Below are 26,160 nucleotides of genomic sequence, written 5' to 3'. Positions count from 1 at the left end.
TTCATATGAATACTTCAGCTCGATTAATTTCGGATAAATAAATTCTGATAATGATACTTAGATTGCACTTATCTGGCACTTGGCAAAATGGAATATCAGATATGTCTAAAATGTAATACTTAATGTAGAGGCCTGTGTCCGTTTATTGAGTAAGGTTCAACTTATATTTGATGTTAACTTTTTCATTTGGTACAAGTTGATAGCTTAATTTGAGTCTATATGCAGAACGCATTTCTAATTGGGTCAAAGGCTGTTTAGATAAGTCTTGGTAATCATCAATAAGGCCGTTGGCATTATGAAAAACATCTATTTTCTGATGCTGATTAGATAGGTTACTAAGTGATAGTTGCCAAGTTTGATTTGAGGGTAACTTTAATGAGCTTGCTTCTATCAAGGTTAATTCAGCTTTGATGTCTTGGCTTTGGTTTATCTTGAGAGTGACTTGGTTACCTTGTCTTAAATGCTTGAGCTGGGTAATACCTGCTGGAAGTAAATAATCTTTATACTGCCAAAAGGTTTGATAACTTCCTGGCATGGCATCTTGCTCTAAAATCAAATCTGCTCTTTGTTCAAATTGTATTTCGTGCTGAACTTTTGATCTTGGATTAGGGTGTATTTCAGCAACTGAACGTATTTGATTTAACTTTAGCTTTTGCTCTTTAAATGGAAAGAGAAGAGTTTGTCTTGCACCTAATCGAATGTCTTGGTTGGTTGGAACAGTAATTTCATTCTTTACATAATCAACCCCTGAGGATTCTGTGGCCATGTCGCTAAGCTGTAATCCTCTAGCCATTTTCATGCTGGGTTGAGGAGTTTGATGGTGTTGTTTAAGTTGAAGAATAGGGTGAGCTAAGATGAGATCTTTATATGATGCATTTTGAATTAGGGCGCTCTGCTTTAAGACTGCATACTCATTATCAAGAAAAATACTAAGCTGTGGCTGCCAACTGAGATCATAGGTTTGATAAGTGAACTTATCATTTAAAGAAAATAGTGGCGTTAACTTTGCCGCTTGATAGTCCATGACTAGGTTGTAATCTGAGAGGTGCAGTTGCATAACGTGTCCTGCAACCAATAATTCAAAGAGGTCGTGATTACTACTTAATAAACGTCCTTCATAAGTCTGTTCATTGTGGCGGTTTATTACTTTAACTGGCTGATTAATATGCCTTTGCCAGTTTTTACCTTGATCATAAATTCGGCCTAAATCTATTGGTTGGGTGTTAATGAGTGGTATGATGCTGCCCTCGATAGGCATTAAGGATAGTTCTGCTTCTTGATCAAGCTCTTCAATTAATTGACTGCTGTTTAGGCCTATGGCTGCCTTTATTGTGTTTGCAGCAGCCAATTCAAAAGGAGCGATCAATAATAAGCAGGCCGGAATGTAGTAAAAGCGCATGATATTTCCTTATATATGTCGATATGGATGTCAGTTTAATCGGTTAAAAATCAGAACCAAGATTTGGATATTATTTCACTCTTGTACTGGATAATCCATGTACATTAATCAATCTAAAAATAAGGGTAGTGGGTGCAGAAGCGTTTTTTAATTATTGATGGGCTAAATCTAATTAGACGTTTATATGCCGCGTTAGAAAAAGAGATGGATCCTGTTCGGCGTATTGAACGTACACAAAGTACGAGCATTGATGCTTTGAGCCGCTTGTTACATCAATTTGACCCAGATTATGCGGTTGTTGTTTTTGACTCTAATAGCCAGACATGGCGTCATAGGGCTTTCCCAGAGTATAAACTAGGTCGAATTCCCATGGATGATATTCTTCTGAATGCCATGCCTGAATTTGCCAAGCTATTTCGTTTTAATAAAGTGCCAGCATTGAGATTGTCAGGCTGGGAGGCGGATGACTTAATTGCAACCTTGGCATTCAAAGCGGCTCAAAATGATATTAAATCTTATATTATTTCAACAGATAAAGGCTTTACTCAGCTTTTAGGTGATACCAATATTTTGCAATATGACTACTTTGCAAGGTTGGGATATGACAAAGAATGGGTATATGAAAAATACGGTGTGAGTGCCGAAATGTTAGGGGATTATTGGGCTTTAGTGGGAGATACGACAAATAAAATCCCTGGAGTAAAAGGCATTGGTCCAAAAACAGCAGTAAAGGTATTGGCACAGGCCAATACAGTAGAAGCCATCTATCAAAACCTTGACACATTTGAGCCAAAAATGAAGCAAATGTTAGAAGGAGGGCTAGAGCAGTGCAAACTGAGTAGGTCATTAGCACTGCTTAAAACAGATGTTGAAATAGGCGTTAAATTGTCTCAACTAAAATATGTGAAGCAATAGTCTTCATATTCTTTTTTTATGCTTAGGTTCTAATAATACTTGGGCTTTTAATTCTTTTAGACCTGATTGAATATTATTAAAAATGATATCGATATGAGAGCTAGCCTCAGTAAAAAAAGAATCTGGGTTACGATTACTGAGTGCTTGATCTTCAACTGATTTGGTTATTTCTTCGATGAATGCGACTAAATTATCATAACTTTGCTTTTGCAGTTTTGGCTTAACTTGGCTCAAATCTCGTTGTATTTTCCCCAAAGTGAACAAGAGCAATAGCTTTTTATCTGCTGAACAATACTTGGTATTGGTGACTTGTAATGTGATTGCTCTTACTTGTCCTATTGCTTCTGTTAGTTTGGGCAGGGTTCTTACAAGGTCATTAGCCAAGTTTTGTATATTCTGATCTGTGTGTGAGGTGAGAGCATACTCATCTGCTATATCCCATAAACAATCCAAAAGTCTTTGTATGAGGCTAGAGTGTAAATGAAAGCTTTTATTTACATCCTGTGTTGGGTTTATTAGCAGAGCCCCCCACATCTGATGTGATTTACGAATAAGGCGCTTCAGAGCTTTGTCTGGTGAATTTATTAATTGATCATAATGTCGATCAATTTGTGTTCTGATTGTGTTGAGGTTTGCTTGGCTGACATTTTGCCCATTAAGTCGACCTGCATAAAGGCCCCTGTGTTGTTGTGTTAACTTAATAATATCAATTATGTGAGTGAGGGCAGATAAGCCTCGTAAGCTTTTTGCTTTCGCTTGTTTGCGAGCAAGATAAAGTCGATAACATGCAAAAAGAGTAAATAAACCTATTAATAAGGCGAACAGAATAGGGCTTGAAGGCATAAATTATTCCTTATGAGATCCGAGTTTCTTGGAAAGCCAGGTTAGATAAGTCACCATTTCTTGTGTATCACGGCTAGACAGGCTGTTTTTTTCACTTAAGGTTGCGATATTTTGCAAGCGTAAACATAGATCATCATTGGCTTTGCTAAAGTCGTTAACAAATGCGCTGGCGATAAATGCAGCATCATGAGTTTGATTAGCTGCTAATTGAATATGCTCTAACTGCTTGCCTGTTGTATTAGCCGCTTGTTGACTGGCATGTTTGAATTCATTAATACTCTGGCTTGTGTTATTAGATACTTGTACTTGCGCCTTTACTTGGCCTATCAGGCCAGTGATCTCTTCTGTGACATGCTGGGTTCGTGTGGCTAATAACCTTATTTCGTTGGCAACAACAGCAAAACCTTTGCCTGCATCACCTGCTCTGGCCGACTCTATAGCAGCATTGAGAGAAAGTAGATTTATCTGATCATTAATGAGAGTGATGTTAGTGATAAAGTCTTGGATGTTTTGGGCATCTGTCTCAAGTTGTTCAATATTGGTTTTGTTCGTTTTGATTTCATTATCAAGCTGAGTTAATGCGCTTGTTAATGTATTAACCGCAGTCATGCCTTGTTTGGATGCGGTTTGTGTTGCGTGTGCAAGAGACTTGGTTTCTTCTATTTGTTTGGCTATTTGGGTAACTGTCGTATTCATTTCCTCAGCTGTGCCTGTTATGGCGTTGAGAGTGAGGTGCTCTTGGTTAGCATCTTGTGCAAGATGGGTGGAGGCTTGACCAAGTTCATCCGCAGTGTATTGCGTTTCACTGGCGCAATTATCAATTAATTGATCTTTTCTTTCTAACTGTCGTATTAGCAAGTTTATTTGTGTTACTAATTCATTAAAGTCATTGTCATTACTGGATAGTTCAATGGTTGATAGCTTACTTAGATCCTGAATATGATTGCTGATGTTAGAAAGCCTCTGTTGGCCTAAGTAAAGTACCGAAAGACTGACGTAGAGCAGAATGATTAAAACAAAGAGACTAATGAAAATTTGATTTTGTTGGTTTGGATATAAAATCAGTAAAAAACAAATACAGGTAAGAAATGTGATTAACGTAATCCTGAATGGGCTTGGAAGCGATGACACAAGTGTCATGCCAGGATGAAATACCCTCATATATTCTCCTTGATCTTTCGACATAGGCACTTGGCTTATGTGAATGTGGGTTTACACTCTTTAAGCAATAGCTATACCAGTCTGAGAAATATAATGAGGTCGGTGTTTAAGTTATTGAATAATATTGATTATTTTGATTTCTAAGTAATGTCTTGAGATATGAAAATATATTGTGTGAACCAACTTGGTGCACACAATGTAAAAGAGTAGAGGTTTGAAGAAGATCGTTATAGAGAGGTTTATCGTTTTATACGGTTTTAAAAATGGTGTGGGTCTAGATTAATGGTTTCAAGCTTCTGGTTGATGAAGCTGATGTTGCCTTGATATCTGGCTTCGCCAGTTGAGGTAAACTCGAAACTGAATTGACGCTTTATTTTAATTTGACCTTTATGCCAAACAATACGTGTCTTTTCTTGGGAGATAGTGTCGTCTAACAACTGAACATTGAATTTCTTGCAATGTTGTTTTACTTGAGGAATTGCTCTTTCTTTCACTGCTTTTCCTAGCCACCACAGATAAACAAATAGTCCAAGTGAAAATAGAATAACGAGATCTGATAGAGATAGGTTCATATAGATGCAATTAAATAGTTTTAGTTGCTTAAGGTTATGATAAATAAAAAGAAGAAGTAAACGGTTTTATGAAAAAGCCATGCTATTTTCATATTTAACACTAAATTCAAGATAATAAAACGCAGGCAACCTGGCAGGAGAGTTTAGGTTGCCTGCGTGCTTCACACTTGTACGATGGGCTCAATAAAGACCAACATTGATATAAGGCGAATTTGGTCATTCGGGGCAGCGAATGAGTGGAGTTCCAAATTATGAGTCGTTTTGCCTCAGTGCATTATCAATGCGCCAGTCATAGGTCTTCTATTCAGCTTCAGCCATCATTTCAGCGTAAAGTTGGATGACCCACTGCTCAACACGTTCGTCAGTGAGTTCAAATTGTTGATCTTCATCGATTGCTAGACCGATAAATTGATCATTGTTTTCAATACAAGCTCTTGATGCAGTGAAGTCATAGCCTTCAGTAGACCAAGTACCAATAAAGGTAGCGCCAGAATCTTTAAGGTGCTCGTAAATCCAGCCCATAGCATCAACGAAATAATCGCCGTAACCAAATTGGTCACCCAAACCGTAAAGTGCAATCAATTTGCCTTTTAGGTCTAGTGCAGCTAGATCTTCACCAATGTCTTCCCAGTCGGACTGAATACCGCCAAAGTCCCAAGTAGGAATACCTAAAATCAAAAACTCATATTGAGCTAAAGTATCAGCATCTATATCGCTAATATTAAAAATTTCTGTTGTATGTCCAAGCTCTGTCCATTGTTTCGCAATTTTATGAGCAATTTCTTCTGTGTTGTTTGTATCTGTTCCATAAACAATGGCAATAGGTGTATCAGGTGACACTTTAACTCTCCTAACTATTTGGCCTAAACTTGGGCCATAAAATGGTTCTAAAAACGTATTCTAGAAATATGTTTAAGAACTTAATGTACTTGACCATACTGATTTGTAGGTACGCCAAACTGTCGAATAAACATAGCTTCAAACTGGTCTTCAGAAAAACCGGTTTTCGCTACAATTTCAGATCGCGAATAATGGTCAGTACGTAACATAGCCGCGGCACGTTTTAATCTTATTTGATCTCGGTATTGGGTAACCGTTTGACCAACAAGATGATAAAAGCCTAATTCTAAGGCATCAGCATTTAAACCTGCTTGGTATGCAAACTCAGTAAGTTCTTTCGTTATGCCAATATCTGCTTCTAGCAAATTCTGCACGTTGAATAGTTTACTTTGGCAATCATTGCAGGACAACATGTGAGACAAGGTTTGCATCTGTTCTAGTGCTAAAAATGCAAAAGCATAGATCTGACCCACCAAACTCAGTTGCCTTTGAGCGTTATTTTCGATTAATGGCTTAATATTTGTATGGCTTTTATTGGTTATCGGTAAACAAACCACACTTTTTGTAGGGGCAATCTTATGCATAAGCGTCTTTAAAAAACCGATTAGACCAGCTTGTTTCTCATTAAGCGCATTAGCCAAAAGCTCAGATTCAAAATGAACTTGTACTAAACTGCGAACTTCATCTGCTTTTACTTCGAACTCACCTGCGACATCATTATCAAAGTACGAGACTTGTAAGGAATCCAAATCAGCTGGAGAGTATACTGATTGCTTTCCTAGCAGAGAAAAGTAAATTCCTCTTTCAGCCTTTTCAAAAAATACAGTGTCTTGAAAGCACTTAATTTCTTGCTGCGTTAAAGTTAAGCCAGACATTAATTGATAGGTATTTTTATACCCTGAAAAAGCATCAGACATCAGTGATGATACTTCTCCTTCTTCGTTGTAAATGTCATTAATGCTGATGCGCATTGGTCCTAACCTTTCGTATTTGATAATGATTACTATTTATAATATCAAATAAATGCAAATGCAAGTCATTCTCATTAAAAGTTTAGATATTTTGAAAAATCCTTAATTTAATGCGCTTTTTACTGTTTTGAAGTATGGGGCTTGCTATATCTTATTAGGCACTCTCTCGTCTGCTAGTTTTAAGGTTCTTAGTTTTATGGCACTAAGACGAGAGGCGCTTTTGACTGGATTTTAGGTGGAGAGGATAATTTAATTGATGGTTTAGTGGATTCTCATCTTAACTTTCATCTAGATAGTCGCTGCGATTTAAACCGTAACGCTGCATTTTTTGATTAAGTGTCCTTCTGGGTAAATGTAAAAAGTCTAAAGTACTTTGGATATTACCTTTAAAATCACGTAATGCTTGGTCTATTAGGTTCCTTTCGTACTCTTGAACTTTAACGCTCAAGGGGAGAGGGGAAAGGTTAACATGTGAGCTTTGTGCTTGATAACCGCTAAGAATTTTTACTATGGTGCTGTTGGCTTCTAATGCATACCTTAGGGCGACATTTCTCAATTCTCGTACATTACCTGGCCAGCCATAAAGCATAAGTGTCTCATGGTCCATTGGGCTTAAGGGTCTGAAATTAGCGCCTTTTTCAGCACAGGCTTGTTGGCAGAAGTGCTCAAACAATAGGGGGATATCATCACCTCGTTCGTTTAAAGGCGGTAGGTGGACTTGTGAGACATTCAGCCTAAAGAATAAATCCTGACGAAAGGCTTCTTGGGTCTGTAGGTTGCCTTTTGCAGCAGCAAGCACTCTAAGGTCTACCTTAATTGATTTATTGCCACCGACTCTCTCTAGGGTGTTTTCTTGCAGTACTCTGAGTAATTTGATTTGCATAGCCAATGGCATGCTTTCAATTTCATCTAAGAACAGGCTACCGCCGCTGGCAAGCTCTAATTTACCAATGCGTTGTTTTTGTGCACTAGTAAATGCACCAGCTTCATGACCAAATAATTCACTCTCAAACAAATCTGCCGGAATAGCGGCGCAGTTAATCGCCATAAAGGGTTTATCACGTCTATGACTGTGCTCATGAAGAGCCTGAGCAACAAGTTCTTTGCCGCAGCCAGTATCACCATAAATGATGACATTGGTATCAATTTGAGCAAAGGTCTTAATTTGTTCACGAATAGCTTGAATTTCAACACTCTTACCAAGAATTAGCTCTTCAATGCCTTTTACATTCGCTAGGTAATCTTGTTGCTGTCTTTGTTGCGCATCAAGCTCTCTTTGAGCACACGCTTTTGCCACTGTTTCTAGTAGACGATTAGGATCAAAAGGTTTTTCAAGGAAGTCAAAAGCTCCATCTCTTAAGGCTTTGACTGCCATGTCGATATCACCATGGCCTGTAATGAGTATCACTGGTAATCTTGGGGCCAAAGCGAGAAGTTGCGACATCAAGCCTAAACCATCTAGTGGCTGCATTCTGATATCACTGATAACAATGGCATTGCGATTCACATCAAATTCCGCAAGCAGGGTTTGGGCATTATCAAATTCTTGTACTTCATAGTCAGATAAGCGCAACCATTGTGCCGTTGTTTCACGAACAAGCTGATCGTCATCCACTAAGAGTAGAGTGGTTTTACTGTGCTTGGTTTTCAAAATGTGCTTGCTCCAATGTGAGGATAAAAGTAAGGCCTGTATTGTCGTTTTGTTCTGCAATTAGTGTGCCTTGCATATCTTTTGCGAGGTTTGCGCTGATCGCAAGTCCTAGGCCAAGGCCTTTACCTATAGATTTACTGGTATAAAAGGGTTCAAAGAGGTGTATGAGGCTGGCTTCATCCACACCTGGACCATTATCTTCAATCTTAATTTGCACCTTATTGTTGACTAACTGACTGGTGAAATTAATTTTTGCTGCAATGTCATGTTCGATGCAAGCATCTAAAGCATTGCTCAATAAGTTGGCAAAAATACGTTCTAAGCGAGTCGATTCAGCACTGACATTTTGTTCTTCAAGGTTTACTTTGAGTTCCAGTTCCTTTGCTTTATCACCAAGACTAAGAAAGGCTTTATCTAGGCAATCATCTAATCGGGTCGGCCCGAGTTGTTCGGGTCTTTGATAAGCAATGACTTTTAACTCACTGGTGAGTTTGTGCATACGACCTATCATGGCTTCTACTTGGCTTAAGGTTGTTTGCGTTTCTTTGATTTGATTTCTATTGAGTAATAGCTCAGCAGTGTAAACCAAGGTGCGAAGGCCGGTGAGAGGTTGATTTAATTCGTGGGCAATTGCAGTAGACATCTGGCCTATGGCTGCTAGCTTTTCCGCTCTTAAAAGTTCTTTTTGAGCCGCTTTCAATTCGTTGCTACGGGCCTCTACTCGACTTTCAAGGTTATTGTTTGCTGCAATTAAGGCCTGCTCAGCTTGCTTACGTTTTGAGATATCAATCAAGGTAACAAGAAAGCCGCTGGAATGGGCCCAGTTAATGGCGGAGATGGAAATAAGCGCTGGGAAGCTTTCTTTCTCCGCACGTTTTAGCCAAATTTCTTGCTCTTTTATATTAAGCGCGTGATAAAAGTCATTAAGACTTAGGCTAGGTTGCTGGTGGGCTTCAGGGTAGCTGTGGCGCGGTGCAAGCAGCTCGCTTAAGTGTTGCCCGATAAGTTGGGGCTGATGCCTAAAATAAGCTTGCCCAGTTGGGTTAATAAATAAAATATTACCGACATTATCAAGTTGAATTAAGCCCACATGGGTTTTTTCAATTAAGGCTTTTTGCCTTTGTTCATTTTGCTCAAGCAGGCGTTCATTCTCTATCTTTGAGGCAATCTTTAGTGCTCTTTCATTACGATACAGGGCAAATACAATTAATAAGGAGCCAATCATTAGACAAACAAAGGCGATGTAATTGGCCGTTTGTTTACTGCTCTTCATGGGGGATAAATAATGAAGCTGCCATTCAAGGTCATCTAAGACGACGCTGTGTAGCATATAATCCTTGTTTTCTATTTTTATTTGATAAGTCTTTGTGCCTTCAATGAGAGGGTAGCGCAGTCCAGATTGCAGGCTTTTTTTATCTCTGGACCAGTTAAGGTCGTCATTGGCTAAAAAGAGATTCTTTTCCTTATCTGTAATGGCAATGATTTCCCCCGATACGGTCCAACTCTCTATTAAGTGGGAAAGTTGTATCTGTATGGCGACTGCCCCAAGTAGCTGACCAGAACCGTAAATAGGTGCCGTGAGTAACTGTGCTGATTGCGTGTATTCCTTGTTGTATCCGGTTAGTAAGCCAGCTTCACCTTGCTGTTTTATTAATTGTTTAGCGAGTTCTGTTTGGGAGAAAAAAGGGTCGAGTACGCTCTTTCCCCTGTCATTGGTGGAAAGAAGAATGTCACCATCTTGATTGAGAATAAACCAGTCATTGGCACCTGATACCTTAGCTATATCTTCAAGATAGCCTCTTAGGTAAGGTGTGGGCTGAGGGTTAGATATGAACTCTCTAATAGCTGGATTATCTGTCACTGAATAAGGCATGTGGCGGTATTCATTTAACTCACGCCTTAAGTCTGCAACATAGGTTAATAGCTGGTTTTGCCCTTGTTGATGGAGCTTTAACATCAAGGCTTGGCTTGCAAAAAAATGTGCAATGGCAAATAAGAAGCTAGCGGCGAGTAGTGCGCTACTAATGAAAACTAATTTGTGCTTTTTATAGCTAAAATTCAAAACTATACCCTAGCTAGGCTAATGAAAGGCGAAAATGCTTTAGTGCTAATTATATAATTAATAGCTTTAGGTCTTAATTAAATTAATCCATAGCTGCGCAGTAATGTAATACCAATGCTGGTACTGATTAATGAAAGCATGGTGGTTAGTACTATGATGTTAGCTGCTAGTTTAGCATTTCCTGCCATGGCTCTCACCATGATATAGCCAGCTGAGGCTGAAGGGGCTGATGACATTAAAAAGATGACCCCAAGTTCCATGCCTCTAAAACCCCATAAAATGCCGGCCAGTGTTATCACCAAGGGTTTGATTAGCAGTTTGCCAATACTGGCCATGGAAGAAAGAGGCAAATCATTCTTTAAAGCACTGAAACTCAAAGTGGCTCCGGCACATAAGAGTGCAAGAGGAAGCGTCATCTGAGCAAAATAACTGCCTGTTTTAAGAATACTCTCTGGCAAGCTGATACCTAAGCTTGAAATGATAGTTGCCGAAACAATACTGATAATAAGTGGGTTTTTTACTATGCCTTTTAAAGTGTTTGCAATGTTTGCTTGCTTGTTAAAAGAGCGGTTTAAAGTGATAACAGACAAAATATTAAATAAAACGGTAACACTGCCTAAGTATATGGAGGCGATAGAGAAAACACTTTCCCCGTATGCATTAACGCAATAGGCTAATCCGATAATTCCCATATTTGAACGAAAGGCGCCCTGAACAATAACGCCTCTATCAGCTTTGTTTTTTACTAATTTTGCAGTAACAAACTCAAACACTAAAAAGAGTAGTAGTACACAAGTTACTGCAAAAATTGGCAAGCTAAAATCAGTGGACTGGGTTAAGTCTGTTTTAACAATGCTGATAAATAGTAGAGCGGGTAGGGTAATGTTAAAGACGAGCTTAGATGCGACATCAATAAAATTATCATTAATCATCCTAAGGTAATTTAATAATGCACCTAAGGCGAGAATGAAGAAAATGGGCAAAGTAATGGAAACTGAAAACTGCAGAACCGAGAGAAAACTTTCCATTGAGGGTCTCTAAGCTAAAGATAGGATTCAATAAGCCATGACAGTGGCTTATTGAATTTTAAGTTGCCTACTAATCGTTATTTTCGAAGCGATAACCCGCGCCATAAACAGAATGGATTACATTCAATTCTGGAGCCACCATTGAGATACGCTTACGCAGCTTTTTAATATGGCTGTCTATGGTTCTATCACTGACAACTCGGCTATCTGTGTAGATGCGTTTCATAATGATTTCACGACCAAATACACGGCCAGGTTCACTAATAAGTAATTGCAGTAGTTGGAACTCTACTGTGGTTAAATCGATTAGTTCGCCTTTGTAGGTAACGCGAAGTCTATCTACATCAAGCTCAAAGCCTTCAGTTTTTGGCTCTTCAATTTGATCAAAACCAACGCGACGTAAGTTGGCTTTTACACGTGCAACCACTTCTCGTGGGCTGTAAGGCTTACAAACATAGTCGTCTGCGCCCATTTCCAAACCTAATAGACGGTCAATTTCTTCAGCTTTTGCTGTCAGCATTATGATAGGCACATTACTAAATAAGCGAACTTGTTTACAGATTTCCATGCCATCAAGACCAGGTAACATAAGGTCTAGTAAAATGAGGTCAACATGATTTTGTTTTAGATAATCAATGACAATATCACCACGATCAAGGTGATGGCTTTCATAGCCAGATTGAGCTAAATAAGCCGTTAGTAATTCGGCTAATTTAGGTTCGTCTTCAACAATTAGTATTTTACTCATGATCTGCTTGATATTCCTAAATTAAGTTAGCGGTAGCTCGATACGTATACCAAGACCTTGTTTGCTTGAAGAATAGGAGCTAATTGTACCTCTATGACCGTTAACAATACTACGGCAGATAGCTAATCCTAAACCTCGTCCGCCTGTTTTGCGGTTTCTTGAGCATTCTGTTCGATAAAAACGTTCAAATATTTTTTCAATATCTCCAGAGCAAATGCCTGGCGCTGAGTCTTCAAAACAAATAACGACTGCGTGCTTTTGTTTTTGAACATGAATGCTTAGCTCGCCCGGTGCTGAAGTGTATTTTAGCGTGTTACTCATTAAATTTGAAAACAATTGATTTAAGCGGTTCGCATCAGCTGTAATCGGGATAGCGCGTTTCTTATCAAAGGTTAATGATAAGTTAAGGTTAGCTTCTTCGAATGATCTTTGCATACTAGCAACGGTTTGCTCAAGCACATCAACAACATCGTGCTCTTCCATCTTGTAATCCATATTACCGGTATCATGCATAGATAACTGGTTAAGATCTTCGATTAAGCGACCCAAATGCACTGTCTCATTCAATAAAGAGCCCAAGCTATCAGGAGTAACTTTAATGATGCCATCCTGCATGGCTTCTATCTCACCTCGTAAAATAGCAAGAGGCGTTCTTAGTTCGTGAGCGGTATCCGCAACCCAGCGTTTTCTTGCTTCTGTTGTATTTTGTAGTGTACTCGCTAAATGGTTAAGGTCGAATGCCAGCATGCCTAATTCATCACGGCTATTGGTTGGCAGACGAGTGCTATAGCTACCTGATGCCAACTGTCTTGTTGCTTGACTCATTTGGCAGATAGGTCGACTCATTGCTTTAGCAAGACTCCATGTAAACAAAGCTACGATTGCGATCATAAATGCAGAGATAAGCAAGAACGACTCAGCCTGTTTTTTCACAAACTCTATCGTGTGGTGTTGTACAACTTCTTTGAGAGACCTTAAGCCGACATAACCAACAATTTCACCCGCTACTTTTACTTTTTGAGTTAAAGCATATTTAAATGGAATTTCACCTATGAGGGTTTCTTTGTCAGCGTTATACAATAAAAAGCGTTTACGGTACTGCTGAGATGGATAAATCAGATCCAAGTTGGGTGTAAGTGGTGAGGGCACCATGTCAGCGGTACTAGCAAGCTTGGCTTTTTTCCAATCTTCCTCTAAGCGACTCTCGGATACGAGAAAATCCCAATCCTCATAATAGATGTAGAGGTTTGCTGAGCGGTTAGCCATTTGTCCAAGGTAAGATTTGTCTTGCTGAATCACATAATTGAAAAAGCCTTGGTCAAAACTCCACTGATAAATCTGCCACATACTACCAATGATAAGTATGTTGGATACGGCAAAAATGATAAAAAGTTTATATTTAAGTTTTAATGTAGAAAGAAGGTTCATAGGCCATCTGGTTTTCAATTTGTATTAAGTTCAATTTACCCTGAAGCATACGACTAATCGACCCAAACTGACTAGATGTTGCTTGTGTAAATAAAGAGGAAAAATATTGATTTGGGTGTTTTTTAATCAAACTAGGCCCTTTATAATGCCCTGCGATTTAATTGCGTCTAAAAGCGTAATTGATAATAGGGTTTAAGTTTATAGTGTAAGTGAGTGATATGCCTCCGTTTCGTTTCCATGAAGAAGTTGTTAGAAAGTTAGATGCTAAGACCCGTCGTAGGGCATGGAGACTAGCTTTAATTCGCTCTAAAGTGTTTTTTAAACCTTGGGTTATGATTAAGCTGAGTGGCTTGTTTTTAATGATCACCTGGTTGCTTACTGGCCCGTTAGGTGGTGTGTCTGGAGCTTGGGTGCCTTGGGCTATCGCCTTACCTTTCTTGCTGCCATTTGTGTTACACAAAGATTATGAAAAGCATGTGAAACCAGAGCTAATAGCACTTTCTAAAGAGCTAAAGCATAGTGCTAAGGTTTCCTGTTAAGGTTTCTTCTTAATCTTCTTTTAGTGACGCCTATTCGTTATTTTCCCTAGGCGAGATAGACTCTCTTTTGTTGATTATAAAAAAACAGTATTATGCTTTTTTGTTATGTTTTATTGGTGCTGTTATGAGTCATATTTCTTTTCATTTAAAAGCCTCTCTGTCACTTTTGTTGATAGTGTTAAATACTTTATTTTGGTTTACGCCAGTGGTTGCGTTAGGCGTGATTAAGGTTTTAATTCCCAATGCTTGGATCAGAGGTAAACTTAATCTTATTATCGATAGAATGGCGACATGCTGGATAGCTTTAAATAATCTTAACCAGTCTCTACTGGGGCGAACAAAAGTAACCCGTTATGATCAAGAGCGCCTCTCTTTAAATGCTTGGTATATGCTCATTTCAAACCATCAATCTTGGGTTGATATTTTAATCCTGCAAAGAATTTTTAACCGTAAAATTCCTTTTCTTAAATTCTTTCTGAAGCAAGAGCTCATTTGGGTTCCATTTATTGGTCTTACTTGGTGGGCACTCGACTTCCCCTTTATGAAGCGTTATAGCCAAGCTGCAATTGCTAAGCGCCCAGAGTTGAAGGGTAAAGACATTGAAGTCACACGTAAGGCCTGTGAAAAGTATCAGTTCTCACCTGTAACCGTGATGAATTTTTTAGAGGGAACAAGGCTAACGGCCAGTAAACATGAGAAACAAGGTAAAAAATTTAATAACCTGCTAACACCAAAAGCTGGCGGCCTAGCTTTTGCACTTTCCGTTATGGGTGAAAGGCTAGATAATTTGTTGGATGTCACTCTGGTTTATCCAAACGGAATCCCAAGTTTTTGGGATTACCTTGGTGGTAAGGTTAAAGAGGTGAAAGTACATATCCGAGTTCTTCCTATTTCTGAAGAGCGCATTGGTAATTATTTAGAAGATGAGGACTTTCGCAAAGCCTTCCAGCTTTGGGTTAATGAAATCTGGTTGCAAAAAGATCAGCAAATTGAAGTGATGCTGAACTAGATAATGACGTCCATGTCATTATCTAGCGTTACTGTAATATAGGCTGATTAAGTAAATCCTTAATCAGCTCTCTTCGCTTGGCTCACCTCATCGAGTAAATAATATAGTGATTGATAAGGAACGCCTGCATGTTCGCTCAAACCAATCTCACAAGTTCTACTTGATGAAATCCCTCGTTCGCATTCTTTTGGTAATTGCTGCTTAAGATTCGCTAAAGCACTTTGGTTAAGCTCAGGATGAGAGAAGCCTTTATCACCAGCGAAACCACAACAACCAATGTCATCTGGCACATAAATATTGTCACACAGCAGGTTTGCGAGATTTAGCATGCTTGGCTCTAATCCTGCTTTTTTAGTGCTACATGTGACATGAAGGCTGATGCTATCGCTACTTTTTTGAATATTAAGTGCAGGTACCAAATGCTCTAAGGCGAACCTAACAGGATCATAGGCATCGAGCTTTTTGTCTAGGCCTTGATCTGCACTATTAATGCAGGGGCTAGTATCAAATAAAACAGGCCATTTGCCATTTTCAGAAGCCGTGATGAGTGCATGGTTTAATTGGCTACGCTTCTCATCAGCTTGCTCAAAAAAGCCTTTACTCTGAAACGGCATACCACAACAAAGGTCTGATACTTGTTTGGGAAGAATGACGTCAAACCCCGCCTTATCTAATAGCTCGAATATAACTTGAGTTAGACTTCGTGAATCCTCCTGATCCGGATCTATGCCTAAAGTTCTATTGGCACAAGAAGGAAAGTACACCACTTTTTTAGTATGGTTTCCTGTGTTTGATCTTGTTTCTTTCAACCAGTGGTTGGCTTTAGGGGTATTAGGGCGCCATTCACCCACTGTGCCTTGGCTCACTTTATTTACCTGAGAAACCAGTTTTGACATGGTTTTATTGCCAATAACATTACGGGTAATGTTGGCGCTATCAAGGGCTACCTTTATTAATTTAGTGCTGGTATCAAAATGTTTCGCAGCCCATTTAGCTTTGTTTTCATTAATTTTATTGTTTTCCTGTCGTAAATGGCGTGTCAAATCACCTGTATTGATACCAACAGGGCATGCCATACTACAAAGCCCACAACCTGCACAGGTATCAATGGCTTGATACTGATAATCTTTTTCAAGAGCTGCCAAGCGCTCTTTTTCTTCAGGTGCTGTCGCTAATCGCGAAAGTTCACGGCTGATCACAATGCGTTGTCTTGGTGAAAGTGTTAGGTCTTTTGATGGGCAATTTTTCTCGCAAAAGCCGCACTCAATACAGGCATCAATTAATGGGTTGCTTGCAGGTAAAGGCTTTATATTTTCTAAATGAATATTTTTATTATCGTTTAGAATTACCCCTGGATTAAGTATGCCTGTTGGGTCGAATATTTGTTTGATTTTCTCCATGACGCTGTAACCTGTCTGGCCCCATTCGAGCTCAACAAAGGGAGCCATGTTTCGACCTGTGCCATGTTCTGCTTTAAGTGAACCTTGGTATTTTCCAACCGTCATATTAGCGACATCTTTCATCAATCCATCGTATCTATCAATATCGGTTTGAGTGTCAAAAGATTGCGGGAAAACAAAGTGCAAGTTGCCTTCTAATGCATGTCCAAAAATAACGGCATCATGGTAATGCCATTTTTCAAACAGCTTATGTAAATCATTAACGGCATTGGCAAGTTCTGCTACTGGATAGGCGACGTCTTCTATTAGTACAGTAGAGCCTGTGCTTCTTATTGCACCAACAGCTGGGAAAACACCTTTTCGAATTGCCCAATATTGAGCACATAAATTTGCATCTTGGCTAAATTGGTAATCAAGGCATGCAGGTTCTTCAGCTTGATTTAATACCTGATTGATCTTGTCTACTTGGTCTTCTAGCTGGTGGCGGCATTGGGCTCTGGTTTCGACGAGTAATACACATGAGCCTTCTTTTAATTGAGTAATCGTTTGGCTAATTACATCATGATGACGTACAGAGTTTAATGCAGGCCAGTCCATGAGTTCAACGGCTGCAACAGGTGTGTGCTTTAGACGGCTAACAGCGTCACAAGCTGCTTGAATATCATTAAAAAAGATTAATGCAGAGGCTTTGTGTTTCTCTTCAATCATGGTGCGATAAGAGACATTAGCAATAAAGCCTAGAGTACCTTCTGAACCTATGAGTAGGTGAGCAAGGATATCAATAGGATCTGTAAAGTCGGTTAGGGCATTTAGGGCATAGCCAGTTGTATTTTTAAGACGATATTTATGTTCAATTTTCTGTTTCAGCTGTGGGTCGCTTTTAACGTCTTTAGCTAATTGAGAAAGCTCTTCTAGCATCTGGCTATGTGACTGCTTGAACTGGGATACTGATTCAGGGTCTGCAGTATTTAACTGGCTGCCATCGGCCATAATGCAATGAATTGACTCTAGGGTATGGTAGGTATTGTGTGCTGTGCCACAACACATGCCTGAGGCGTTATTAGCCGCTATTCCGCCGATTTTGGCCGAGTTAATAGAAGCAGGATCTGGTCCAATTTTTCGTCCATAAGGCGCAAGGTATTTGTTTGCCTGAGCACCGATAATACCTGGTTCAAGTTGAATGATTTTACCTTCATCAAAAATTTTATAATTTTGCCATTTATTGCCTAATGAAATGAGTACAAATTCAGTAATGGCTTGTCCAGATAGGCTGGTGCCAGCAGCTCGAAAGGTAATTGGAACCGAGAATTGGTTTGCTGCTTTTATGATGTGAATGACTTCTGATATCGATCCAACCTTGATAACGGCTTTAGGAATAAGTCGATAGAAGCTGGCATCTGTACCGTAAGCAAGTGTTCGTAACGGGTCTTCTATGATGTTATTTTCAGCACATATGGCTTTTACTTGATCTAAGAATTCTTGATACTGCATTTTATGCTCACTTTGGTATGACCAATTTGTTTTAATAGTTAAATCTCAAACTACTTGCTGTATTTAGCTTTGTCAAAGGCATTTAATTTAAAAAAATCAATATAGATTGGTCATACCTATTTTGTTTCGTTTTAAATTTTTAGCTTTTCTTTGGGTTTTTTCTTAAGTTTTTGGTTTTAGGTTCATAAAAACTTTCTGAAGCTCTTCTTCTTTCCTTTCTCTGTCTGGTTTTATCCTGTATAAAATGGCTTTTTTTTATCTGTATGCTCAGCAATCACTTAGCCTGTCTGTTTGAATATAAGATAGTCTTGATAAAATTTTGCCAAATTAGAATATGTGTTAGGAAGTTTTGAATGAAGTTGTCTCAGTTGTTAACCGCAAATTCGCAGCAAATGGAAAGTTCACTTGTGCGTGAGCTTCTACATTATAGTCAGCAGCCAGATATTTTATCTTTTGCTGGTGGCTTGCCTGATGAGGCTTACATGCCCGCTTTCCCTAATATGGAGAGTGTTGCAGATAGTCGCCAATATGGTCCAAGCGAAGGTGAGGCGGCATTGCGTGAGCAAGTTGTTGCGACTGTGGCTGAACGTAGTATTCAGGCTGGCTTTGATCAAACTTTGATTACAAACGGTTCTCAGCAGGGGCTAGATATAGTCAGTCGCTTGATATTGGATAGTGATTCAATGATTTTGACTGAGCAGCCTACTTACCTTGCTGCGATTCAGGTGTTTAAATTGCAAGGCGCTCAGATTCAGGATGTAGCGGCAGATGATGAGGGAATGTCAGTATCTGTTATGCGAGAGTTGATAGATCAACATCAGCCAAAAGCCGTTTATTTAATTCCTAACTTTCAAAACCCAGCAGGGCATTGCTATAGCTTGAAGCGTCGTCAAGAGATTGCAGCTCTATTAGATGAAAAGGGTATTCTATTGATAGAAGATGACCCTTATCGTGATTTGTGCTTTGAAGATGTAGATAGAACACCTATTTCTAGTATGCTTAAAACGGCGCCTTGGATATATATGGGGAGTTACTCAAAGGTTTTATGGCCAGGATTAAGAACGGGCTACCTTGTTTCATGTCCAGATATTGCGCCTTATCTTGTTAAGCTAAAACAAGCGACTGATTTGCATACGAATCGTTTAGGCCAAAACCTAATTGCTAGCTATTTAGCGACAGGTGAGTTTCCTGCTCATTTAGAAAGGTTGCAGCAAGTATATAAGGCGAAGCGAGATACCATGATGTTGGCGTTAGATAAGTATTTGGGTGACCTTGTACAATTTGAAAAACCAGCTGGCGGTATGTTTGTTTGGCTGACCTTACCAGAAGGTGTGTCTTCTAAAAAAGTATTGTCAGACGCGCTAGAGCAAAAAGTGCTAATTTTACCTGGCACGCCTTTTTATCCAAATAATAGTGATGCCTACGATAGTAATATTCGTTTGAGTTTTGCTCGCGTACCGGAAGATAAGTTAGATCATTCAATCGCATTGCTTGCAGATGTGATAAAAGCGCAAATGAACTAAAGAAGACGTCTTCGTTTTCTGATTAAGGCTGCCTCATTGAGGTGGCCTTTTTTGTTCTTAAAATTATCTTATGAAAGATGGGGGTTGTATTAATCAAGTGTTACTAAGTTTCTCTATACCTTGTTCTACATCACGAAAAGGGTAGCTCAGGCTTTAGTCGTGAACCTACTAGTGTCATTATTTTAGCGATGTAAGCACTATGTAGCTGATGTTCTGGAGCGGATGTCAAGGATGCTAACAAGGATGTATTAACGAGGTAATCTGCATTGTTAATTGAAGAAAAGCAAATCAGCGTTTTCATTGAAAATCTGCCAGGTCTAGTTTATTTAAAAGATTTACATGGTAGGTATCTAGCGGTTAACTCCGAATTGCAGCGCTATTTTAGTCAAGATAAGCCTACCGAAATTCAATTCAATAACCCTAATCAAATTTTGCCTGCGAGCCTAACAACTCTGTGTTGTGAGTATGAGCAAGACTTAACAAAAGACAGTTCTCAAGTAAGTTTTGAATTTACTCTGAAAAACTTTGCCTGTTTAGACGTTTCGTTAAAGCCATTTCTCTTTGATGGTGAGTTTTGCGCCATTCTTGGTGTAATAAAGGATGTTACACAAGAAAAGCTGGTTGCTGATAAAAACTCCCAATATAAAGCTGTTTTCAACTCTGCAAAAGAGGGGATTCTTCTGGCGGGAGTCGATTCAAAAATTAGAGCAGTCAACCCAGCCTTTACTGACATTACAGGTTATAGCGCAGATGAAATGATAGGGAATAATCCCTCTATGCTGAGTTCTGGACAGCATGACTCAAGCTTTTATAGTCAGGTTTATAGGGCGCTTTATCAAGAAGGGCAGTGGCATGGTGAAGTATGGAATAAACGTAAAAATGGCAGCCTTTACGTGCAATGGCAAACGATTACAGCGCTAAAAAACGAAAAAGGGGAAATATATGAGTTCCTTGCTGTATTTAGTGATATTACCCATAAAAAGGCGCGTCTTGAAGCTATTGAGTTTAGAGCTAATTTTGACCATTTAACTGGGTTGCCAAATAGAGCGTATTTTCATGAATTAATGGCTAATCAACTGACGCTCTGCTGCCAAGAAAAGAGCCAGTGTGCTTTGATGTATCTAGACTTGGATAACTTTAAGCGAATTAATGACTCGTTAGGTCATAGTGTAGGCGATAGTTTGCTCAGAAAGGTGACTCAAGTACTAACGAATGTGATTGGTGAAACTAATACTGTTTCTCGTCTAGGTGGCGATGAATTTGTGATTATGTTGCCTTCATTTTCACAAATTAATGAGCTTGAAAGACTAGCGCAAACAGTGGTTGATGCTTTAAAAGAGCCTTTTGTTATTGAGTCAAGCTTGGTGCATACAGGGGCAAGTATTGGCATTGCCTTGTCACGAAATGTTGAGGATGTTGAAGAAATTTTACGTCTTGCAGATCTTGCGATGTATAAAGCGAAAGAGCTTGGAAAAGGGCGATATGTGTTTCATACGGGTCAGATGTCAGAAGATGTGCTTTCTGCTCGAAAGCTCGAACTAGAATTGCGAGAGTCAATTTTAAAGCAGGATATACGCGTCGCATTTCAGCCTATTGTTGATTTATCTAGTCATGAGGTGCTTGGGTATGAGGCATTGGCAAGGTGGACAACCTCTTCGGGTCAGGTTGTTGCGCCTGATGTTTTTGTTAGTTGTGCAGAAGAGTTAGGGTTAATTCAAGATTTATTCGAAGTGGTTTACGTTAAAGTCTTGAAGGGATTTTGTGATTTACAGAAACAGCACGCCAAGCGTATTTATGTGTCTATAAACCTTTCCTGTTATCAAATTCCTAGTCTTTTGGGTGTGGGTTGGATGACAGAACAGCTCAGTCATTATGATTTGGCACCAGAAAATATCATCCTTGAGATTACAGAAGGGGTCTTGCTAAAAGACTCGATGAATACTCGTTTATGGTTGGAAAAGGTGAGAGAAGCTGGATATCGTCTAGCTTTAGATGACTTTGGTACAGGCTTCTCTTCGCTGGCTTATTTAAAAAGTATACCGGTTGATATTCTTAAAATAGATCGTCGTTTTGTGGCAGATATTGCTAACGATGAATCTGATCTTGCTCTTGTGAGTGCTATTCTTGCTATAGCTGAGGCTTTTTCGATTAGAGTGATTGCAGAAGGCGTTGAGCGTGAAAGCCAGAGGCAGGTCTTGGGGCGTTTAGGTTGTGGTTTAGCGCAAGGTTATTATTTTGGCCGACCTGCTGAAGTTGAAAAGAAGGCGTTATTAGTTTAACTGACGATATTATAGATAAATTGCTATTATCTCTCTATTTGAGGGAGATAAAGTTTGTCAGATGTTAAAGAGGTAAGTGCGGAGCCTGAAATTAAATCACCCTGTATGTCTTTGTGTTGTCTAGATGATGAGGATGTCTGTATTGGCTGTCATCGCAGTGTTAAAGAAATTACTGCTTGGGGTCGCATGAAACACCAAGAGCGTAAAGAAACTATGCAGAGAGTGGCTGAACGTGAGCAGGCTAGTGGTCGCATGATGCGTTAGCAAGCAAGTTGTAAACATATAAAAGTAATAATCAAAGCTGAGATGGATTGTCTTGGCTTTTTTTTGTGCCTGATTTTAAGGGTTGTAAATTTCAGGTAGAAAACTACTGGAGATTAATCGTTAGCTTTTTTCTCACCTTGTGCTTTGCTAACGACTTAAGAGTGCGAAGCAGTAATTTTCAATTATGTTTTGTGGATTATAAAATTTAGGCAAAAAAAACCCGATGATTACATCATCGGGCTTTTGTGTTTCTCAAAAACTATTGGTTATTAACCGTTAGCTTTTTTCTCACCTTGTGCTTCGCTAACGACTTAAGAGTGCGAAGCAGTAATTTTCAATTATGTTCTGTGGATCATAAAATTTATGCAAAAAAAACCCGATGATTACATCATCGGGTTTTTGTGTTTCTCAAAAGCTATTGGTTATTAACCGTTAGCTTTTTTCTCACGTTGTGCTTCGATTACTGCTTCAGAAACAGAGTTCGGGCAAGGAGAGTAGTGAGAGAACAGCATAGAGAACTGACCACGACCAGATGTCATAGTACGTAGTGTACTGATGTAACCAAACATTTCTGATAGAGGTACGTCAGCTTTAATACGAACACCAGAAACGCCAGCGTTTTGATCTTTGATCATACCACGACGACGGTTAAGGTCACCGATTACATCACCAACGTGATCATCAGGAGTAAATACGTCAACAGCCATGATAGGTTCGATCAACTGAGGACCTGCTTTTGGCATAGACTGACGGAAAGCGCCTTTAGCAGCGATTTCGAAGGCAACAGCAGAGGAGTCAACTGCGTGGAAGCCACCGTCAAATAGTTCAACTTCAACGTCAAGAACAGGGAAGCCCGCTAGGGTACCTTCGTCCATCATAGACTTGAAGCCTTTTTCTACAGCTGGGAAGAATTCTTTTGGTACGTTACCGCCAACAACAGAAGAGCTGAATGTGAAACCAGTACCCACTTCACCTGGTTTGATGCGGTAGTCGATCTTACCGAACTGACCAGAACCACCAGATTGTTTCTTGTGAGTGTAGCTGTCTTCAACTTGTTGTGTGATAGTTTCACGGTAAGCAACCTGAGGTTGACCAACAACTAGGTCTACACCGTAGGTACGCATTAGGATATCAACTTTGATATCTAGGTGAAGTTCACCCATACCACGTAGGATTGTCTCACCAGTTTCTTGGTCAGTTTCAACGCGGAATGTTGGATCTTCTGCAACCATTTTACCAATCGCAATACCCATCTTCTCGTTACCACCTTTATCTTTAGGTGTTACGGCGATAGAGATTACTGGCTCAGGGAATACCATTGCTTCAAGTGTACATTCGTGTTTAGGATCACAAAGAGTATGACCAGTTTGAACGTTTTTCATACCAACGATAGCAATGATGTCACCCGCTTGCGCTGTGCTGATTTCGTTACGATCGTCAGCTTGCATTTCAACCATACGGCCGATACGTTCAGTTTTGCCTGTGAAGCTGTTAAGTACAGTATCACCTTTGTTAAGCACACCTGAGTATACACGTACGAAAGTTAGGGCACCGAAACGGTCATCCATGATTTTGAATGCCAATGCACGGAAAGGTTCGTCAGCAGATACAATTGCTTTCTCGCCGTTTGCATTACCTTCTTCGTCAGTAAGGTCTTGAGGCTCAACTTCAGTTGGGCTTGGTAGGTAATCAACAACCGCATCAAGAAGAATCTGCATACCTTTGTTCTTGAACGCAGAACCACAGTATGTAGGGAAGAAAGCAAGGTCACGTGTACCAGTACGGATACAACGCTTGATGTCTTCCATTGAAGGCTCTTCACCTTCCATGTATGCCATCATTAGGTCGTCGTCTTGCTCTACCGCAGTTTCGATCAACTGTTCACGGTAAGCTTCAACATCATCAACCATGTCAGCTGGAACGTCTTCGATTGAGTAGTTTTCTGGTTGTCCAGTTTCGTCCCAAACGTAAGCTTTACGAGTTAGAAGGTCAACAACACCAGTGAACTGATCTTCAGTACCGATAGGCAATACCATGATTAGTGGTGTTGCACCTAGTACGTTACGTACTTGGTCAGTTACACGGTAGAAGTCAGCACCCAAACGGTCAAGTTTGTTTACGAAGATGATACGAGCAACTTCTGAATCGTTAGCATAACGCCAGTTAGTTTCAGACTGAGGCTCAACACCACCAGAACCACAGAATACACCGATACCGCCATCAAGCACTTTAAGAGAACGATATACTTCTACTGTGAAGTCAACGTGCCCAGGTGTGTCGATAACGTTGAAACGGTGGTTTTTCCAGAAACAGCTTACTGCTGCAGACTGGATGGTAATACCACGTTCAGCTTCTTGAGTCATGAAGTCAGTTGTAGATTCGCCTTCATGTACTTCACCGATCTTGTGGATCATACCGGTAAGTTTAAGAATACGTTCTGTTGTAGTTGTTTTACCCGCGTCAACGTGAGCAAAAATACCAATGTTTCTGTAGTGCGATAAGTCAGCCATTACATTACTCTAATATATAAGGTTTGGACGAAAAATTTTCGCGCAAGTATACAGGATAAATAGTCAGCATTAGAAGGGCATAAGCATAGTTAATTTTGTATTAGTTGCTATCTTAGCCATGTAAATACTAATAAGAGGGGAGAATAGCCCCAATTTTAGGGGCTTTGACTGTAAGTGTGATTTTTTGAAACCTATAAAAAAAAGCAAATTACAGTGCATTTATCCTTTGTTTTTTGCCTCAATCCACTGCGACATATACTGAGTGCTCTTCAAACTATGGTGTCTCACCATTAATCCCATGAAATTTTGTTGGCGATTCAGTGTTTGATTGGCTTTTGAATCAATAAGTCGCTCAATAAATTTCTGTTGCCATTCATTTTTATGATAAAAGTGGTTGAGTATCTGGATAGCTTTGTTTTGGTTTGCCTTCCAGCTTGGCTCATCTTGATAAAGAGATACAGCGGACTGAATAAATTCATCCATGTCGTCAGAAATAACACCATTCCAAGCAAAGTCTCCATGCATGGCTTCAGCACCAATCGATGTGGTGATGCTTGAGGTGCCATTTTGCATTGCTTCAACTAACTTACCTTTGATACCAGCACCAAACCGAATGGGAGCTAAGCATACTCTGGCATTTTGCATCACCTGATTGGCATCTTTAGCCCAGCCTTTAATTAAGAAGCCTTGTTTTTCATTATGAAGCTGGGTGGCTTTAGGTGGTGGGTAGGCGCCATAAACATGAAGCTGTGCTTGAGGGAGCTGCTTGCGTATTTTTGGCCAAATTTCAGTTTTAAGCTGTAATACAGCATCCCAATTAGGCTCGTGACGAAAATTACCTATGCTAATAAAATGTGCCCTTTCTTCAAAAGAGGGGAGTGAATCCAGTTTTGTTTGATCAACCTTCTCTAGCATAAAAGGAAGGTGCATAAGTTGGTAGGCAGGGACATTGAACTTGTCTTGTAGTAGCTGATACTCATACTCAGAAATCATAAGCGTTAAATCACTGCGTAATATGGCCGCAATTTCTCTAATGCCTAGATCTGAGTGCATATCGCTAAGTTGAAAATTTTGACCTGATTTAACCGCTTTATGTCTAGCGCTTCTGAGGCTATGAAGATCTTCGGTATTAAGTAAGCGTAAAGCGTTAGGGCAATGCTTTTCAACTCGCCATGCAAACTGCTCTTCCATCATAAAACGATCAAAAATCACTATGTCTGGATTTAACGAGATAATATAGTCATCAAAACTAGACTGATTAAGTTCTATTTGACTGGTACTTATCCCCATTTCACCAAGGTTAACCATATGTTCTGTCGTTTGTGCAGGGGTTGCGAAATGAACTGAAAAGCTTGCGCTCTGTAAGCTTTCGATGAGTTGCATCATGCGTGAGCCAGCAGCGGATGAATTTGGTTCTGGCCAGACATAACCAATAATTAATATTTGCAAAGGAATACTCTTAATTTCTATCGGATCGAATTAGGTTTAGAGGTGAAGAGCTATGGTAAAACTTTCAATCAAGACAAT

20 protein-coding genes are annotated in these 26,160 nt (G+C 39.6%); 6 read left to right on the top strand and 14 right to left on the bottom strand.

Features of this window, described 5'->3' with window-relative positions; translation table 11 throughout:
• Positions 1-142: 142 nt before the first annotated feature.
• Positions 143-1,399 (bottom strand): hypothetical protein, encoded by a 1,257-nt coding sequence (locus TW85_RS20485; RefSeq protein WP_046019011.1) that lies wholly within the window; start codon positions 1,397-1,399, stop codon positions 143-145.
• 132 nt (positions 1,400-1,531) lie between these two features.
• Here TW85_RS20485 and xni point away from each other — a divergent pair, with 132 nt between their 5' ends.
• Entirely contained in the window at positions 1,532-2,314 is a 783-nt protein-coding gene (xni, locus tag TW85_RS20480; RefSeq protein ID WP_046019010.1) for a flap endonuclease Xni, read from the top strand.
• 3 nt (positions 2,315-2,317) lie between these two features.
• Here xni and TW85_RS20475 read toward each other — a convergent pair whose 3' ends face one another.
• The 10 genes from TW85_RS20475 to TW85_RS20430 form a co-directional block, all read right to left on the bottom strand.
• A complete protein-coding gene (locus TW85_RS20475) occupies positions 2,318-3,157 on the bottom strand; it encodes a hypothetical protein (protein WP_046019009.1) in 840 nt (279 codons plus the stop codon).
• A 3-nt stretch (positions 3,158-3,160) separates the two neighbouring features.
• The gene (locus TW85_RS20470; RefSeq protein WP_046019008.1) at positions 3,161-4,318 is read right to left on the bottom strand and encodes a methyl-accepting chemotaxis protein; all 1,158 of its coding nucleotides are present in this window, start codon (positions 4,316-4,318) and stop codon (positions 3,161-3,163) included.
• Between the two features lie 257 nt (positions 4,319-4,575).
• Positions 4,576-4,890, bottom strand: coding sequence for a DUF3301 domain-containing protein (locus TW85_RS20465; protein WP_046019007.1), 315 nt, complete (start codon positions 4,888-4,890; stop codon positions 4,576-4,578).
• A 300-nt stretch (positions 4,891-5,190) separates the two neighbouring features.
• Complete coding sequence (locus TW85_RS20460; RefSeq protein WP_052702337.1) at positions 5,191-5,730, bottom strand: flavodoxin; 540 nt, start codon at positions 5,728-5,730, stop codon at positions 5,191-5,193.
• Between the two features lie 80 nt (positions 5,731-5,810).
• Positions 5,811-6,701 carry a helix-turn-helix domain-containing protein gene (locus TW85_RS20455; RefSeq protein ID WP_046019006.1) on the bottom strand — a complete coding sequence of 297 codons (891 nt, stop codon included), beginning with the start codon at positions 6,699-6,701 and terminating at the stop codon, positions 5,811-5,813.
• A 277-nt stretch (positions 6,702-6,978) separates the two neighbouring features.
• Positions 6,979-8,352, bottom strand: coding sequence for a sigma-54 dependent transcriptional regulator (locus TW85_RS20450; protein WP_046019005.1), 1,374 nt, complete (start codon positions 8,350-8,352; stop codon positions 6,979-6,981).
• Entirely contained in the window at positions 8,333-10,414 is a 2,082-nt protein-coding gene (locus TW85_RS20445) for an ATP-binding protein (protein ID WP_046019004.1), read from the bottom strand. The genes TW85_RS20450 and TW85_RS20445 overlap by 20 nt, the downstream gene beginning before the upstream one ends.
• A gap of 77 nt (positions 10,415-10,491) precedes the next feature.
• Positions 10,492-11,442 carry an AEC family transporter gene (locus TW85_RS20440; RefSeq protein ID WP_046019003.1) on the bottom strand — a complete coding sequence of 317 codons (951 nt, stop codon included), beginning with the start codon at positions 11,440-11,442 and terminating at the stop codon, positions 10,492-10,494.
• A gap of 70 nt (positions 11,443-11,512) precedes the next feature.
• Entirely contained in the window at positions 11,513-12,190 is a 678-nt protein-coding gene (locus TW85_RS20435) for a response regulator (RefSeq protein WP_046019002.1), read from the bottom strand.
• Between the two features lie 21 nt (positions 12,191-12,211).
• A complete protein-coding gene (locus TW85_RS20430) occupies positions 12,212-13,618 on the bottom strand; it encodes an ATP-binding protein (protein ID WP_046019001.1) in 1,407 nt (468 codons plus the stop codon).
• A 218-nt stretch (positions 13,619-13,836) separates the two neighbouring features.
• On the opposite strand from TW85_RS20430, the gene TW85_RS20425 reads away from it, so the two are divergent.
• The gene (locus TW85_RS20425) at positions 13,837-14,157 is read left to right on the top strand and encodes a hypothetical protein (protein ID WP_046019000.1); all 321 of its coding nucleotides are present in this window, start codon (positions 13,837-13,839) and stop codon (positions 14,155-14,157) included.
• 124 nt (positions 14,158-14,281) lie between these two features.
• The gene (locus tag TW85_RS20420) at positions 14,282-15,166 is read left to right on the top strand and encodes an acyltransferase (protein ID WP_046019020.1); all 885 of its coding nucleotides are present in this window, start codon (positions 14,282-14,284) and stop codon (positions 15,164-15,166) included.
• Between the two features lie 59 nt (positions 15,167-15,225).
• On the opposite strand, the gene TW85_RS20415 is transcribed toward TW85_RS20420, so the two are convergent.
• Positions 15,226-18,057 (bottom strand): FAD-binding and (Fe-S)-binding domain-containing protein, encoded by a 2,832-nt coding sequence (locus TW85_RS20415; protein WP_046018999.1) that lies wholly within the window; start codon positions 18,055-18,057, stop codon positions 15,226-15,228.
• Positions 18,058-18,410: 353 nt separating this feature from the next.
• On the opposite strand from TW85_RS20415, the gene TW85_RS20410 reads away from it, so the two are divergent.
• From TW85_RS20410 to TW85_RS20400, 3 genes are all read left to right on the top strand, one after another.
• The gene (locus tag TW85_RS20410; RefSeq protein WP_046018998.1) at positions 18,411-19,580 is read left to right on the top strand and encodes a PLP-dependent aminotransferase family protein; all 1,170 of its coding nucleotides are present in this window, start codon (positions 18,411-18,413) and stop codon (positions 19,578-19,580) included.
• Between the two features lie 266 nt (positions 19,581-19,846).
• The gene (locus tag TW85_RS20405) at positions 19,847-21,859 is read left to right on the top strand and encodes a bifunctional diguanylate cyclase/phosphodiesterase (protein WP_052702336.1); all 2,013 of its coding nucleotides are present in this window, start codon (positions 19,847-19,849) and stop codon (positions 21,857-21,859) included.
• Between the two features lie 54 nt (positions 21,860-21,913).
• Positions 21,914-22,123, top strand: a complete 210-nt coding sequence (locus TW85_RS20400; protein ID WP_231870368.1) for a DUF1289 domain-containing protein — start codon at positions 21,914-21,916, stop codon at positions 22,121-22,123.
• 425 nt (positions 22,124-22,548) lie between these two features.
• On the opposite strand, the gene fusA is transcribed toward TW85_RS20400, so the two are convergent.
• Positions 22,549-24,633, bottom strand: coding sequence for an elongation factor G (gene fusA / locus TW85_RS20395; RefSeq protein WP_046018997.1), 2,085 nt, complete (start codon positions 24,631-24,633; stop codon positions 22,549-22,551).
• 219 nt (positions 24,634-24,852) lie between these two features.
• Positions 24,853-26,082, bottom strand: a complete 1,230-nt coding sequence (locus TW85_RS20390) for a glycosyltransferase family 4 protein (protein WP_202904893.1) — start codon at positions 26,080-26,082, stop codon at positions 24,853-24,855.
• Positions 26,083-26,160: the final 78 nt, after the last annotated feature.

It is taken from the genome of Marinomonas sp. S3726 (genome assembly GCF_000967665.1).
Lineage (GTDB): Bacteria > Pseudomonadota > Gammaproteobacteria > Pseudomonadales > Marinomonadaceae > Marinomonas.
Note: the sequence above shows the minus strand (reverse complement) of the source record. Positions and strands in the feature narration are given on the sequence as shown.